This window comes from Micromonospora sp. NPDC005174, assembly GCF_040608495.1.
In the GTDB taxonomy this organism is placed as follows: Bacteria; Actinomycetota; Actinomycetes; order Mycobacteriales; family Micromonosporaceae; genus Micromonospora.
In genome coordinates this window covers 1-14,104 of the sequence record NZ_JBEXIJ010000001.1, presented here as the reverse complement: position 1 = coordinate 14,104, position 14,104 = coordinate 1, and the positions used below count along the sequence as shown (strand labels likewise).

The following is a 14,104-nucleotide window of genomic DNA, read 5'->3' as shown; positions in this document are numbered from 1 at the left end:
AGCATGAACCGACTCCTGCTCGTCGAGGACGACTCGGAGCTGCGCGGCATGGTGGCCGAGACACTGACCGGCGAGGGATACGTCGTCGACCAGGCCCCCGACGGTCAGCGCGGTCTGCATCTGGGGCTCACCCGGCCGTACGACGTCATGGTGATCGACCGACGCCTACCGGCCCTCGACGGGCTGGACCTGGTCGTCCGGCTGCGCTCGCGTGCGGTGGCCGCCCGGGCGCTGCTGCTGACCGCGCTCGGCACCGTCGAGGACCGGATCGCCGGCCTCGACGCGGGTGCCGACGACTACCTGACGAAACCCTTCGACCTGGACGAGTTGAGCGCCCGCATCCGGGCCCTCTGCCGCCGGGTCACCGACTCCACCGAGGTGCTGCGGTTCGGGGCAGGCCAGCTCGACCTGTCCGTACGCGACGCCGTCCTACCCGACGGCACCCGGATCGCCCTGTCCGCACGCGAGTTCGAGCTCCTCCGGGTCCTCGCGTCCCGGCCGCTCACCGTCCACTCCCGCGCCGAGCTACGCAGCCGAGTCTTCGACGAGGCTGCCGCGGCGTCCCTGGTCGACACGTACGTCTACTACCTGCGCCGCAAGCTCGGCCGCTCGGTGATCCGGACCGTCCACGGCCTCGGCTACCGGCTGGGCAGCCTGTGAACGTCGAGGACACGATGCTGCGCCGAGCCAGGGCGCGGGTCAGTCTGCTCGTCGGACTCACCATGACGGCGCTGCTCGCCCTGGGTGCCGCCATCTCCTATGCCGCCCTGCTGCACAACCAGCACGAGCAGATCGAACGAGAGCTCAGCTACGGCGTGGTCCACGGCACCATCGACGGGCCGCCGGCCTGTAGCTGGATCATCCTGTCCGACGGCGGCCGCACCGACCTGGGTCGGAACCCGCCGCCACCGGGCTTCCCCCTGCGTTCCGCCATCGACGCGGCGGCCTCCGACCAGCAGGTCCACAGCGACAAGGTCGACCGGAACGGCACGACCTACTACGTCCGCACCCAGCCACGCGGCACGGGAGTCGTGCAAGCCGTGTTCGACGCACGCTTCCAACTCTCCGACCGGCGTCACCTGCTCGCCGCCTTCCTGCTCGCCGCGATCGTCGGCCTCGCCGCGGCAGCCCTCACGGGCATCGCCGTGGGCCGCCGGGCCGTGGCACCGCTCGCCGAGGCGCTCGGACGGCAACGTCGGTTCGTCGCCGACGCCAGCCACGAACTCCGGACGCCCATCGCCCAGGTCCACACCCGCGCCCAGATCCTGGCCCGCCGCGCCGGGGCCGACCGGGCCGACTACGACCGCCTCATCGAGACCACCGGACGCCTCGGTGAGATCGTCGACGAGCTCCTGCTCTCCGCCCGCCTCGCCGCCACCCCGGTCGACCGTCACCTCTCCGAGCCGGTCAACCTGGCCCTCCTCACCGCCCAGGCCGTCGACTGCGAGGCCGACCGCGCCGCGGAGCAGGGCGTCCAGCTGCACGTGACAGTCCCGGACAGCCCGGTCCTGGTCCCCGGCATCGCCTCGGCCCTGCGCCGCATGGTCGGTGAACTGCTCGCCAACGCCCTCACGCACACCCCGAGCGGCGGCCGCATCGATGTCGCCCTGCACACCTCCCGCTGCGGCGCGGACCTGGTGGTCAGGGACAGCGGTGCCGGCTTCGATCCCGCCGACGCGCGACACCTCTTCGACCGCTTCCACCGCGGTGCCGGGGCCAAGGACCGGCGCTTCGGTCTGGGCCTGGCCCTCCTGCGCGAGGTCGTCACCAGCCACGGCGGGACGATCTCCACCGACAGCCGGCCCGGTGCCGGCGCGACCTTCACCGTCCGCCTACCGACAGTTTCGCCTCGGGCCGCCGCCTGACCGGCCCGGTCCGGCGAGCTGCGCGTCTCGGCGCAGAAAAGGTCAGCGGCCTGGCCGGTGAACCCGACCAAGCCGCTGACCTGCAAAAACAAGGGTGGAGCCGAGGGGACTCGAACCCCTGACCCCCACACTGCCAGTGTGGTGCGCTACCAGCTGCGCCACGGCCCCTTGCTGTCGTCCCGGTCGCCCGGGCACTGGGAAACTATACACAGACCGGCTGGCATGGTCATCTCGCGGGGTCCCCGACCGGCCGGGTCAGTTCAGCGCCACGTCCGGCGGGAAGTGGGCGACCGCGGCCATCATCCCGCCCTGCCGCCGCAGCACCATCGGCCACAGGTCGTCGGGGCGGTCGACGAAGGCGTCGCCGGGCAGGGCGTCCAGCAGGAACCAGGAGCCGTCGGCGATCTCCTGCTCCAACTGGCCGCTGCCCCAGCCGGAGTAACCGGCGAAGACCCGAATCCCGCCGATGCTCTCCCGCAGCTTCTCCGGGTCGACGGAGAGGTCGATCGTGCCGACCGCCCCGGACACCTGGTGGAAGCCCTTGAGCCGGCGCAGCGGTTGCCGCATCCGGGCCAGGCAGATCGCCGAGTCGGGTTGCACCGGGCCGCCCTCGAAGAGCACCGCCGGGTGGCGGGCCAGGTCGCTCCAGTCACCCAGCACCTCGGCGACCGGCACCTCGGTCGCCCGGTTCAGGACGACGCCGAGCGCGCCGCCCGGCTCGTGGGCGACAAGCAGCACCACCGTACGGTCGAAGTTCGGGTCCTTGAGCGCCGGAGTCGCGACCAGCAGCCGCCCGGTCATCGACTCCATCGCCCGTCCGCCGATCGCCTGGCCCTCTCCCTGCATCCCGCCTACCCGTCAGCCGTGAGCCCGCACCCGGGTTCCGTCATTCGCCGCCTCCGCACGGTGCATCGGTGTCCGCCGCGCTGTCAACGCCATGCCTGGCACCATAGCCTGCGTCCCGGGCGCTGGCTAAGGTCTGAGCGGCGGGTGATCGGACAGTTGCGACGGAGGCTCGATGGCACCGACGGCGGACCTCGCGGTGATCGGCGGCTCGGGGCTCTACGCCCTCCTCGACGGCACCCCCCATGAGCTGGGCACCCCTTACGGTCCGCCGTCCGACGCGGTGACCATCGCGGAGGTGGCCGGGCGACGGGTCGCGTTCCTGCCCCGGCACGGTTCCGACCACCGGTTCCCACCGCACCGAATCCCGTACCGGGCCAACATGTGGGCGCTGCGCTCCCTCGGCGTACGCCAGGTTCTGGCGCCGTGCGCCGTCGGGGGGTTGCGTCCGGAGCTGGGGCCGGGCACGTTCGTGGTGCCGGACCAGCTCGTCGACCGCACCAGCGGACGGGTGCAGACCTACTACGACGAGGGCGCGGTGCACGTGCCGTTCGCCGACCCGTACTGCCCACGGGGCCGTCACGCCCTGCTCGCCGCGGCGGCTTCCCGGGACGTCACGGCGGTGGACGGTGGGACGGTGGTGGTGGTCGAGGGCCCACGGTTCTCGACCCGGGCCGAGTCCCGCTGGTACGCCTCGATCGGCGGCACTGTCGTGAACATGACTGGCCACCCGGAAGCGGTACTCGCCCGCGAGATGGCGCTCTGCTACTCCTCGATCGCGTTGATCACCGACCTGGACGCCGGGGTGCGGGCGGGCGAGTCGGTGACCCAGGACGAGGTCTTCCGGGTCTTCGCGGCCAACACCGAGCGCCTGCGGGACGTGCTGCTGGACGCGGTGGCCGCGTTGCCCACCGAGCAGGACTGCGCCTGCGGTCGGGCTCTCGACGGCATCAAACTGCCCTTCGCGCTCCCCTGAGCGCTCTCCGAAGGCCTCCTCGGACGCCGGAAAAGCCCGAAAGGTCTGTCACATCCCGATAGATTCGGCTGATCGGGAGGGCGGCCACGGTCGCTCCTGCGCGCGAGACGGAGGCAGGCGACGATGACAACGGTCCGGGACGCGACGTACGACGTGCTCCGCGCCCTCGGCATGACCACCGTCTTCGGCAACCCCGGTTCCACCGAGGAGCCGTTCCTGCGCGACTTCCCAGCCGACTTCCACTACGTCCACGCGCTGCACGAGGCCACGGCGGTGGCGATGGCCGACGGGTACGCCCAGGCGGCCGGCACCCCCGCGCACGTCAACCTGCACACCGCCCCGGGCGTGGGCAACGGCATGGGCAACCTGGTGACGGCCTGGCACAACAAGACCCCGCTGATCGTCACCGCCGGCCAGCAGACCCGGGAAATGCTGCTGCTGGAGCCCCGACTGACCAACCGGCGAGCCGTCCAACTACCCGAGCCGTACGTCAAGTGGAGCTACGAGCCGGTCCGCGCGCAGGACATCCCGGCGGCGCTGCTGAGGGCGTACGCGACAGCCGTGCAGCCCCCGGTCGGGCCCGTCTTCCTCTCCCTGCCGATGGACGACTGGGCCCAGCCCGCCGAGGCGCCGCCCGCACCGCGCTCGGTGGCGACCCGATTCGCGCCGGACCCGCAGCGGTTGGAGACCTTCGCCCGCATACTGGCCGACAGCCGTGACCCGGTACTGGTGTTCGGGCCCGGCGTCGACCGCTCCGGCAGTTGGCCGGAGGCCGTCGCGCTGGCCGAGCGGCTGGCCGCACCGGTGTGGTCCGCCCCGGCGCCGGAGCGGGCCGTGTTCCCGGAGGACCACCCGCAGTTCCGGGGCGTCCTGCCGTTCGCGATCGGACCACTGGCGGAGGCGCTGCACGGGCACGACACCGTCCTGGTCGTCGGCGCGCCGGTGTTCCGCTACTACCCGCACGTGCCGGGCGACCACCTGCCCGAGGGCGCCCGGCTGCTACACGTCACGGACGACCCGGACGAGGCGGCCCGAGCCCCGGTCGGCGACAGCCTGCTCGGCGACCCCGGACTGGCCCTCGCCGCCCTGCTCGACCTGCTCCCGGCCGTCGACCGTCGACCGCCGGCACCTCGGGCCGCCCCGACGCCGCCGGAGGTCACCGCGCCGCTGAGCGCCGACGCGATGTTCGCCGCGCTGGCCGCGCACTGGCCCTCGGACGGCGTGCTGGTCCAGGAGTCACCGTCCAACCTGGCCGCGCTCCGCCGCCGCCTGCGCATCAACCGGCCGGCGTCGTACTTCACGATGGCCAGCGGCGGGCTCGGCTACGGCCTGCCGGCCGCGATCGGGGTGGCGCTGGCCGAGCGGGACACCGGGCGCGGCCGGCCGGTGGTGGCGGTGATCGGCGACGGCTCGTTCCACTACTCGGTGCAGGCGCTCTGGACCGCCGCGCGCCTGTCCCTGCCCGTCGTGGTCGTCGTCCCGATCAATCAGCAGTACGCGATCCTGAAGGCCTTCGCCGAGCTGAAGGACACTCCGGGGGTGCCCGGGCTGGACCTGCCGGGGCTGGACATCTCCGCGATCGCAGCCGGCTACGGCTGCGCCACCGAGGTGGTGCAGACCCCCGACGAACTCGGCGCGGCCCTCGCCACCGGCCTGCGCGCCGAGGGTCCCACCGTCCTGCCGGTGCCGATCAGCACCGACGTGCCCACGATCCTCTGAGCAGGAGCCGGACGCGGCACGAATGGTCGCACCGCGCCCGGGGCGCAATACGGGCGGTCGGCGGCCAGGGCCCGGCGGGCGTCACCGCGGGGCGATCGACAGCGGAGTGCCGCTGAAGACGTCCAGGACCGGCCGCGCCCCCAGCGGCGCGGCCAGGGTGACGGTGACCGGCTCCAGTTTGAGCACGGCGGTGCAGACGCCCGTGGACCGGGTGACCGCGCCGCCGACGATCACCACGTCCGGCCGTTCGGAGACCAGCGGGGTGATGCCGGTGTCGCAGGCGCCCACGCCCAGGCGCACGGTCAACCGAGCGTCGTCCACCGCCGCGAGGTCCTGGGCACCCACCAACCCGTCCGGCAGCGGCTGCGTCGGTGGGGGCGCCGAGGGGACCGGTGTGACCGCCGTCGGCGCGACGGCGAGTTGGGCCACCGCGGTGGCCAGCTCCTCCACCGTGAACAACCAGGCTGGTACCTGCGCCTCGCCTCGACTCGTCCGGACCGGTACGGCACCGAGGGTCACCCCGGTGACCGTCAGCGGAAGGCAGGCCGTCTCCGTCGGGCTGGTCGCCCAGCCGTCCGGCCCGGGCTCGACTGTCGGACCGCCGGGGCTCGGCCGGCCGGGTCGCTTCGGCCGTCCCGGGCAGGGCAGTGGGTCACCCTGGTCGAGTTGCCGGTACGCCTCGGCCGCGCTGACCAGCGGCAGCGTCATCCGGCCGTCCGGGAAGCGGATCTCGGCACCGACGCGGGTGGGCGGGATGGCGACCTGCGCGCGGTACCAACCGGCCCGGAAGGCCGTCTCGGTGTCGGGTGTGAAGCGCGGGTCGCCGGTGAGCACGGTCGGTCCCTGCAGAGGGACGTACCCGTCATGCCAGGCCGGACCGGGCCGCCACGCCGCGGCGACCGCGGTGGCCCGCTCGTCGAACGCACGGTTGGTCGACGCGGTGGGGCCGACGGCGGGGTCGACCCCGGTCGCGGCGCAGCCCACCATGGACAGCAGAGGCAGTACGAGCAGCAGAACCGGTCGGCGCATGCCGGGTTGGACGGCGTCGGCGAGCCGTGGGTTCCGCGGTCGACTCAGGTCTCGCGGCACCTTCCTCGGCCCGCGACGGCACGGTGTCGGCGGCGGAGGCGTTCAGGCGTTCGCCAGTCGGCGGAGTTCGGCGGCGACGGCGCGAGCCCCGGGCGCGGCCTCGGCACCACCGGCAACGAACGCGTCGGCCAGTGCGCGCAGCTCGGACGGCGGCAGGATGGACAGGCCCATGCCCCGCAGAGGGATCGTGGCCCGCTGCCCGCTGACCCGATCGGTGACGACGATGGCCGACCGGTCCCCACGGGCCGGAGCGTCCTCCCCCGTCTCGCGGTACGACCCGGGGTCGACGGCGGCGGTGGCGAGATCGACGGTACGGCTGCGCAGGGCACCCCGCACGTGCACGCGGGTGCCGTCCAACCACGCGGCCGTCCGCAGCACCCGCAGCACCAGGTAGACGCCGAGCAGGACGAACGGAAGCCCGCAGAGCCCGAGAAACAGCCCCCGCCCCGGGTCGCCCCCGGACTCCCGCAGGGCGGGCGGGAGCATTCCCGGCGGTAGATCGCGAGCGTCCTCGTAGGAGGCGAACCCGTCCCCCGGACCGGTGAGGCGACGCAGCAGCCCGCCGGCGAGCAGGGGTACCAGCACGAACGCCGCACCGATCGCCGCGACGAGCACCCCCGTCACCACCGCGAGCGTGCGCTGACCGGCCGACGCGCCGACCGACAGGCGCAGTTCCTGGTTCGCCACAGCGGCAGCGTAGGCGGCGACGACCCCACCCCGCCGCCCGGCGCCGGTGCCGAGCGCGCCGCGGTGATCGACTCCACGGGTGACATCGGCCAGATACGACGATGCGCCCCGGCCGATCGGCCGGGGCGCATCGCTTCGAGGTGGTGGAGGTGCCGGGAATCGAACCCGGGTCCTTCGCCGGTTTGTCAGGGCTTCTCCGAGCGCAGCTCGCTGTGCCTCTACTCGGCCCCACCGCTCACGCGAGCAAGTTGGTGTGACGGGCCCAGTCGCTGATTGATCTCGCCGCACGGACCCCGCGACCGGGTCCGATTGGCCAGCCTTCTAGCTGATGCCGGCTACTGGGACGAAGGCGTTCCCAGGCCGACAGACTTAGCTACTCGCCTCAGGCGGCGAGAGCGAAGTCAGCGCGATTGCTCTTGGCGCTTATAAGTTTCCGACGACCGATTCTCGAGACGACGTCGGCTTCCTCGGCTCGCTTCCCCTGTCGCTGCGTACGAAGTCGAAACCAGTCACCCCCTCGACAGGCCGCCGATGTGGCGGCACTGACAAGGATAACGCCTGCCGCAACGGCTTTCATCCCGAGCCCCGAGTCGGCGTGCCGACCTGGACAAACGTGATGAATCAGTCGTCCATTCCCTTGCCGCGCCGACCGGACACCCGGGCGATCTCCCGGTCCGCGTCGCGCTTGGCGAGGTCCTGGCGCTTGTCGTACGACTTCTTGCCCTTGGCCAGGGCGATCTCGACCTTGGCCCAGCCGTCGGAGAAGTAGACCTGCAACGGGACGATCGTCAGACCGCCCTCACGGGTCTTGCCGACGAGCTTGTCGATCTCACCGCGGTTGAGCAGCAGCTTGCGCGTACGCCGGGGCTCGTGGTTGGTCCAGGTGCCCTGCGTGTACTCCGGGATGTGCATCGCGTGCAGGTACAGCTCGCCGTCGCGCTCCTGGGCGAACGCGTCGACGAGCGACGCCCGCCCGGCCCGCAGCGACTTGACCTCGGTGCCGGTCAGCGCCATACCCGCCTCGTACGTGTCGAGGATCGCGTAGTCGTGGCGCGCCTTCTTGTTGGAGGCGACCACCTTGCGCCCCTTTTCCCGTGGCATCGGCGCCACCCCCTCCCCTGGTCCGTCCGACTCCGGGCCACCCCGGCCGGACAACCGATCATGCTACCCGAATGAGGCTTATTCGGGCTCTGGCCGTCGGGCAAGTCGCGCCATCGTGAGGCCGCCCGAATAAGCCTCATCGACAAGGACCCTCCCGCGCCGTTTATTCCGGCTGCGGGAGGGTCCCCGAAAGGCGACGGGCGCGACCCGTACGGCCCTAGACCCGCAGGTAGAAGCGCAGGGTGATCCAGGCGGTGGCGGCGCTGACCAGGCCACCGACGATTGCCATGAACGGGAAGATGAACAGGATGTCGCCCCAGGTGATCGGCGACAGCAGGCCCTGCAACGCCTTGAGTGACCCGTCGAAGAGCAGATATTTCGCTGCCACCAGGGCCACCAGGCCGAGCAGTGCGCCGATCAGGCCGGCCACGACGGCCTCCAGCACGAACGGTGCCTGGATGAACCAGTTGGACGCGCCGACCAGCTTCATGACCGCCACCTCGCGCCGCTTGCTGTACGCGGCGACCTGGATGGTGTTGGCCACCAGGAGCAGTGCGGCGATGGCCATCACGACCGCGGCGGCCAGAGCGATGTTCTGGATCGCGCTGAGGACGTCGAAGATCTTGTCCAGGAGCCGGCTCTGGTCGACGATCTCGTCGACGCCCTCGGTCTCCTTGTACTGGTCGTAGATGTTCTTGTACTGCTCCGGGTTGTTCAGCTTGAGTCGGAACGACTCCGGCAGCTGATCCGGCTTGACCGCGTTCACCAGGTCCGGCGCGTCCTGGTACATCTCCTGGAACTTCTTGTACGCCTCGTCCTTGTTGACGTAGATGACTTCCTTGACCAGGGGGTCGTTCTTCAACTTGTCGTTCAGGTCGGTGCGCTGCTGCTCGCTCACCTCCTGGCTCAGGAAGATCGAGACCTCGATGTTCTTGTAGTAGAGGTCCTTCATGTCGTCAACCTGGCGGTACATGAGACCGCTGGCACCGAGCATGGTCAGCGAGACCGCCATCGTGATGATCATCGCGACGGTCATGGTCACGTTGCGCCACAGTCCGACCAGTACCTCGGACAGGACGTATTTCACGCGCATCGGGTTTTCCTCCGGGTCTCCGGCATGAAGTCTTCGTCGTCAGGCTGCGAAAGGGGTGAGCGCCGGCTCACCCGTAGACGCCGCGGGCCTGGTCACGCACGATGCGGCCGCTCTCGATCTCGATGACGCGGCGGCGCATCTGGTTCACGATGTTGGAGTCGTGGGTGACCATCACGACGGTCGTGCCGGTGCGGTTGATCCGGTCCAGCAGGCGCATGATCTCGATCGAGGTGTCCGGGTCCAGGTTTCCCGTCGGCTCGTCCGCCAGCAGGATCAGCGGACGGTTCACGAACGCCCGGGCGACGGCGACCCGCTGCTGCTCACCACCGGAGAGCTCGTGCGGGTAGCGGTGCTCCTTGCCACCGAGCCCGACCAGCTCCAGCACCTCCGGCACGACCCGGCGGGCAACCGCCTTGGTCTTGCCGATCACCTCGAGAGCGAACGCCACGTTCTCGTAGGCGGTGCGGTTCGGCAGCAGCCGGAAGTCCTGGAAGACGCAGCCGATCGAACGCCGGAAGTGGGGTCGCTTCCAGGAGCGCATCGACGTGACGTCCTTGCTGTTGACGATGACGCGCCCCTTGTTGGGGGTCACCTCGTGCAGCAGCATCTTGATGATCGTGGACTTGCCGGAGCCGGATGGACCGATGAAGAAGACGAACTCGCCCTTCTCGATCGAGACGGACACGTTGTCGAGCGAAGGCCGGGACGCCTTCGGGTACGTCTTCGTCACTTGCTCAAGCTGAATCACGGGTCGTGAGTCTACGCGGTGTAACAACTGAGCCAAGCCCCACGCCCCGCAGAAGGGGCGCGCGTCGTCGAATCAGGCTTTCACCTGGAGATCGACGACGCGCTCCGCCCCCACGCCGTCACGCACTGTCGCCGGCGAGCTGACGCTGCTTACGCCAACGAATACCGGCCTCGATGAAACCGTCCAGTTCGCCGTCGAAGACCGCGCTGGGATTGCCGGTCTCCTGCTCGGTTCGCAAATCCTTCACCATCTGATACGGGTGCAGGACGTACGAGCGCATCTGGTCGCCCCACGAGCCGGCGGCGTTCTCCTTCAGGCCCTCCAGCTTGGCCTGCTCCTCCTGGCGCTTGCGCTCCAACAGTCGCGCCTGGAGCACCCGCAGCGCGGAGGCCTTGTTCTGTAGCTGGGACTTTTCGTTCTGGCAGGTCACCACGATGCCGGTGGGGATGTGGGTGAGCCGGACCGCCGAGTCGGTGGTGTTGACGCTCTGCCCACCCGGGCCCGAGGACCGGTAGACGTCGGTCCGGACCTCGTTCTCCGGGATGTCGATGTGGTCGGTCTGCTCGGTGACCGGCAGCACCTCGACGCCCGCGAAGCTGGTCTGCCGGCGGCCCTGATTGTCGAACGGGCTGATCCGGACCAGCCGGTGGGTGCCCGACTCGACGCTGAGCGTGCCGTACGCGTACGGCACCTTGACCGCGAAGGTGGCCGACTTCAGGCCCGCCTCCTCGGCGTACGAGGTCTCGTAGACCTCGGTCGGGTAGCCGTGCCGCTCGGCCCAGCGCAGGTACATCCGCAGCAGCATCTCGGCGAAGTCGGCCGCGTCCACACCACCCGCGCCGGCCCGGATGGCGACCAGCGCCTCCCGGGAGTCGTACTCGCCGGAGAGCAGGGTGCGGACCTCCATCTCCTGGATGGCCTTGGTCAACCCGGTGATCTCGGTCTCGACCTCGGTCAGCACACCCGGGTCGGACTCGGCCTCGGCCAGTTCCAGCAGCACCCGGGCGTCGTCGAGCTGCGAGCGCAGGCTGCCCAGCTTGCTGATCTCGCCGTTGACGTACGACAGCTGCGAGGTCACCTGCTGAGCCTTGGCCTGGTCGTCCCACAGGTCAGGGGCGGACGCCTCCTGCTCCAGGCGGGCCTTGTCCTCGTGCAGCCGGTCCAGATTGAGGACGGCCTCGATGTTGCGCAGGGTCGCGTCGAGTTCCTTGAGCTGTTCGGCGTAATCGGCAGCGGTCACGACAGACAAGCGTACTGCGCGGACGAGGAGTGAGCTTGCGAGCCCCGCAGGTCCGCGCCAAATCGACACTGTGCCGGCAGCGGCGCAGCTCGTTCCGTGTCCGGGAACCCGCCGGTGATCACCCGACCGGGGCGGACTTCAGCCACGACAGGGCCGCCTTGTGGTAGGCGACGGCGAACTCCAGCGCGCTGGCGTCGTACGTCTCGCCGTCCCGTTTGGCGTTCTTCACCTGTTCCCGGACCTGGGCGAGGGCCTCGGTGTGGTATTCGTTGGCCGAGGCGTACAGGCCCTTGAGCTGGCTGGACGAGTGGAGGTTGCCGAAGGCCATCCGGAGCGCGATCGGGTTGCGGATCGTGTCCCGCCCCGGGTTCTCCGCCAGCCAGCGGGAGAACGTCCGTTTCCCACTGGCGGTGAGCGCGTACGGCTGGCTCATGCGGGGGCCCGGCTTGCCGAGCCGCACGTACCCGCGCTCGGCCAGGACCGGCAACTCGCGGTAGACCTGACTGCGGGTCATCGACCAGTAGGGCGCCAGCCGGCGCTCTGCGGCGGCCATCAACTGGCCGCCTGTCATGGGACCCTCGTGGAGCAGCCCGAGGAGGGCTGCCGCCGTGGGGTTGACTCCGGATTCCGCCATGCCCGTTACGCTGCCACTTTGCGCTGCCGGCGTCCAGGATTTGCCGGTTTGCCACCCGACAGGTCTTCCTATGTGCACTGTCGGCGACAGACTGTCCGTTGAGGACTATCGATGGATGGTCGCCCTCGACCGACCGCCGGCGGCGCTGGGCGCACCGCCGGCGGGTCGCCGCAGGTCAGCCCATGTGGGGGTACGTGTGGTCGGTCGGCGGCACGAAGGTCTCCTTGATCGTCCGCGGTGACACCCAGCGGACCAGGTTCAGCCAGGAGCCCGCCTTGTCGTTGGTGCCGCTGGCGCGGGCGCCACCGAAGGGCTGCTGCCCCACCACGGCACCGGTCGGCTTGTCGTTGATGTAGAAGTTGCCGGCCGCGTACCGCATGCGCTCGCCGACCGCGTCGACGACCCGGCGGTCGGTGGCGAACACCGACCCGGTCAGCGCGTACGGGGCGATCGACTCGGCCTGCGCGACCACCTCGTCGAAGCGGGCGTCGTCGAACACGTGCACACCCAGGATCGGCCCGAAGTACTCGGTGATGAACGTCTCGTGCGCGGCATCGGAGCACTCGAAGAGCGTCGGCCGGACGAAGTAGCCGACCGAGTCGTCGGCCGTGCCGCCGGCCAGCACCCGGCAGCTGTCGTCGCCGGCGATCAGGTCCAGCGCCGCGGTGTGCCGGGCGAATGCCTTGTCGTCGATCACCGCGCCGCCGAAGTTGCCGAAGTCGGCCACGTCGCCGTAGGTCAGCGAGTCGGCGGTCGCGGCCAGGCGGTCACGCAGGCCACCCTCCCAGATCGAGCGCGGCACGTACGCCCGGGAGGCGGCCGAGCACTTCTGGCCCTGGTACTCGTACGCGCCGCGGATCAGCGCGGTGTGCAGCGCGTCCACGTCGGCGCTGGTGTGCGCGACCACGAAGTCCTTGCCGCCGGTCTCGCCGACCAGTCGCGGGTAGCCCCGGTAGCGCGCGATGTTGTCGCCGACGGTCTTCCACAACTGCTGGAAGACCTTCGTCGAACCGGTGAAGTGGATACCGGCCAGGTCCGGGTCGGCGAGCACGACGTCCGAGACCTCCTCGCCCCGGCCGGTCACCATGTTGATCACACCGGGCGGCAGACCGGCGGCCTCGAACAGCCGCATGGTGAAGTGCGCGGCGAACTGCTGGGTCGGGCCCGGCTTCCAGATCACGGTGTTGCCCAGCAGCGCCGGTGCCGACGGCAGGTTGCCGGCGATGGCCGTGAAGTTGAACGGCGTGACCGCGTAGACGAAGCCCTCCAGCGGGCGGTGGTCGAAGCGGTTCCAGACGCCGGGGGACGACGCCGGCTGCTCCTCGAGCAGACGCCGCGCGAAGTGCACGTTGAAGCGCAGGAAGTCGATGAACTCACAGGCCGCGTCGATCTCCGCCTGGATCGCGGTCTTCGACTGGCCGAGCATGGTGGCGGCGTTGAGCGTGTCCCGCCAGGGGCCGGCGAGCAGTTCGGCGGCGCGCAGGAAGATCGCGGCGCGCTCCTCGAACGGAAGTGCCCGCCACATCGGCGCGGCGTCCTTGGCCGCCTTGATCGCGGCGCGGGCATCGTCGTGGGTGGCGTGCGCGGTCACGCCGAGCACGTGGGCGTGCTTGTGCGGCTGCACCACGTTGATCGGGTCACCGGCCGCCATCCGCTGCTCGCCGCCGATGGTCATCGGCAGGTCGACACGCTCGGCGGCCAGCTCGGTCAGCCGCCGCTGGAGCCGCTCGCGGTCCGCGCTGCCCGGCTCGTAGTTACGAACCGGCTCGTTGCGCGGCTCGGGAACGGAGAACACGGCATCCATCAAGGCTCCTGGCGATCTCGACAGCGGTGGCGAAACCGGACCCGCGGGCACCGACCGGACAGCCGGACACCGGACGCCGCGCGGGGTGGCCGAGCAGCGGCGGGACCTCCCGCGATTGTTTCACGCGAAGGTGCTGACCCTGCCGCCGCCGTCACCCGATCGTGAAGGACCGGCTGCCCCTCCTCCCCTTACCGCTCGCGGTGGTGGGCTGGGGCGATCCCTTACCGCTCACGGTGGTGGGCTGGGGGGCGAGCGTCCCCGGCTCCGGGCGGTCAGGCTTGATCCCTCCGCCGGGGACGCTCGCC

General features: G+C 70.7%; 13 protein-coding genes, 1 tRNA gene and 1 other RNA gene. 4 read left to right on the top strand and 11 right to left on the bottom strand.

What is annotated here, in order from left to right; all coding sequences use genetic code 11:
* Window positions 1–3 precede the first annotated feature (3 nt).
* Both ABZU91_RS00075 and ABZU91_RS00070 read left to right on the top strand, forming a co-directional pair.
* Window positions 4–660, top strand: a complete 657-nt coding sequence (locus ABZU91_RS00075) for a response regulator transcription factor (RefSeq protein ID WP_355232727.1) — start codon at window positions 4–6, stop codon at window positions 658–660.
* On the top strand, window positions 657–1,865 hold the full coding sequence (locus tag ABZU91_RS00070; protein ID WP_355232726.1) for a HAMP domain-containing sensor histidine kinase: 1,209 nt from the start codon (window positions 657–659) through the stop codon (window positions 1,863–1,865). The genes ABZU91_RS00075 and ABZU91_RS00070 overlap by 4 nt, the downstream gene beginning before the upstream one ends.
* A 95-nt stretch (window positions 1,866–1,960) precedes the next feature.
* On the opposite strand, the gene ABZU91_RS00065 is transcribed toward ABZU91_RS00070, so the two are convergent.
* Window positions 1,961–2,033 (bottom strand) — tRNA-Ala (locus ABZU91_RS00065).
* A gap of 87 nt (window positions 2,034–2,120) precedes the next feature.
* Window positions 2,121–2,711 carry a YqgE/AlgH family protein gene (locus tag ABZU91_RS00060; protein WP_234583082.1) on the bottom strand — a complete coding sequence of 197 codons (591 nt, stop codon included), beginning with the start codon at window positions 2,709–2,711 and terminating at the stop codon, window positions 2,121–2,123.
* 172 nt (window positions 2,712–2,883) lie between these two features.
* Between ABZU91_RS00060 and ABZU91_RS00055 the strand changes: the two genes are divergently transcribed.
* Together ABZU91_RS00055 and mdlC are read left to right on the top strand one after the other, a co-directional pair.
* A complete protein-coding gene (locus ABZU91_RS00055) occupies window positions 2,884–3,684 on the top strand; it encodes an S-methyl-5'-thioadenosine phosphorylase (RefSeq protein WP_355232725.1) in 801 nt (266 codons plus the stop codon).
* 123 nt (window positions 3,685–3,807) lie between these two features.
* Entirely contained in the window at window positions 3,808–5,403 is a 1,596-nt protein-coding gene (gene mdlC, locus ABZU91_RS00050) for a benzoylformate decarboxylase (protein ID WP_355232724.1), read from the top strand.
* An 81-nt stretch (window positions 5,404–5,484) separates the two neighbouring features.
* Here mdlC and ABZU91_RS00045 read toward each other — a convergent pair whose 3' ends face one another.
* From ABZU91_RS00045 to pruA, 9 genes are all read right to left on the bottom strand, one after another.
* A complete protein-coding gene (locus tag ABZU91_RS00045; protein WP_355232723.1) occupies window positions 5,485–6,432 on the bottom strand; it encodes a hypothetical protein in 948 nt (315 codons plus the stop codon).
* A gap of 102 nt (window positions 6,433–6,534) precedes the next feature.
* Complete coding sequence (locus ABZU91_RS00040; protein WP_355232722.1) at window positions 6,535–7,179, bottom strand: hypothetical protein; 645 nt, start codon at window positions 7,177–7,179, stop codon at window positions 6,535–6,537.
* 141 nt (window positions 7,180–7,320) lie between these two features.
* Window positions 7,321–7,696, bottom strand: a transfer-messenger RNA (tmRNA) gene (gene ssrA, locus ABZU91_RS00035).
* A gap of 104 nt (window positions 7,697–7,800) precedes the next feature.
* Window positions 7,801–8,280: an SsrA-binding protein SmpB gene (smpB, locus tag ABZU91_RS00030; protein ID WP_124775313.1), complete on the bottom strand. Its 480-nt coding sequence runs from the start codon at window positions 8,278–8,280 to the stop codon at window positions 7,801–7,803.
* Window positions 8,281–8,497: 217 nt separating this feature from the next.
* Window positions 8,498–9,373 carry a permease-like cell division protein FtsX gene (ftsX, locus tag ABZU91_RS00025; protein WP_355232721.1) on the bottom strand — a complete coding sequence of 292 codons (876 nt, stop codon included), beginning with the start codon at window positions 9,371–9,373 and terminating at the stop codon, window positions 8,498–8,500.
* Between the two features lie 67 nt (window positions 9,374–9,440).
* Window positions 9,441–10,121, bottom strand: a complete 681-nt coding sequence (gene ftsE / locus ABZU91_RS00020; RefSeq protein ID WP_007455859.1) for a cell division ATP-binding protein FtsE — start codon at window positions 10,119–10,121, stop codon at window positions 9,441–9,443.
* A gap of 118 nt (window positions 10,122–10,239) precedes the next feature.
* Window positions 10,240–11,361, bottom strand: a complete 1,122-nt coding sequence (gene prfB, locus ABZU91_RS00015; protein WP_355232720.1) for a peptide chain release factor 2 — start codon at window positions 11,359–11,361, stop codon at window positions 10,240–10,242.
* A 118-nt stretch (window positions 11,362–11,479) separates the two neighbouring features.
* Window positions 11,480–11,995 carry a PadR family transcriptional regulator gene (locus tag ABZU91_RS00010; RefSeq protein WP_355232719.1) on the bottom strand — a complete coding sequence of 172 codons (516 nt, stop codon included), beginning with the start codon at window positions 11,993–11,995 and terminating at the stop codon, window positions 11,480–11,482.
* Between the two features lie 175 nt (window positions 11,996–12,170).
* Window positions 12,171–13,799, bottom strand: a complete 1,629-nt coding sequence (gene pruA / locus ABZU91_RS00005; RefSeq protein ID WP_355232718.1) for an L-glutamate gamma-semialdehyde dehydrogenase — start codon at window positions 13,797–13,799, stop codon at window positions 12,171–12,173.
* Window positions 13,800–14,104 lie beyond the last annotated feature (305 nt).

Bases quoted from the DNA above. Each gene is read 5' to 3' on its own strand.
- ABZU91_RS00075 (WP_355232727.1), top strand. From the start codon at position 4: ATGAACCGACTCCTGCTCGTCGAGGACGACTCGGAGCTGCGCGGCATG.
- ABZU91_RS00060 (WP_234583082.1), bottom strand. From the start codon at position 2,711: ATGCAGGGAGAGGGCCAGGCGATCGGCGGACGGGCGATGGAGTCGATG.
- ABZU91_RS00055 (WP_355232725.1), top strand. From the start codon at position 2,884: ATGGCACCGACGGCGGACCTCGCGGTGATCGGCGGCTCGGGGCTCTAC.
- mdlC (WP_355232724.1), top strand. From the start codon at position 3,808: ATGACAACGGTCCGGGACGCGACGTACGACGTGCTCCGCGCCCTCGGC.
- ABZU91_RS00045 (WP_355232723.1), bottom strand. From the start codon at position 6,432: ATGCGCCGACCGGTTCTGCTGCTCGTACTGCCTCTGCTGTCCATGGTG.
- smpB (WP_124775313.1), bottom strand. From the start codon at position 8,280: ATGCCACGGGAAAAGGGGCGCAAGGTGGTCGCCTCCAACAAGAAGGCG.
- ftsX (WP_355232721.1), bottom strand. From the start codon at position 9,373: ATGCGCGTGAAATACGTCCTGTCCGAGGTACTGGTCGGACTGTGGCGC.
- ABZU91_RS00010 (WP_355232719.1), bottom strand. From the start codon at position 11,995: ATGGCGGAATCCGGAGTCAACCCCACGGCGGCAGCCCTCCTCGGGCTG.
- pruA (WP_355232718.1), bottom strand. From the start codon at position 13,799: ATGGATGCCGTGTTCTCCGTTCCCGAGCCGCGCAACGAGCCGGTTCGT.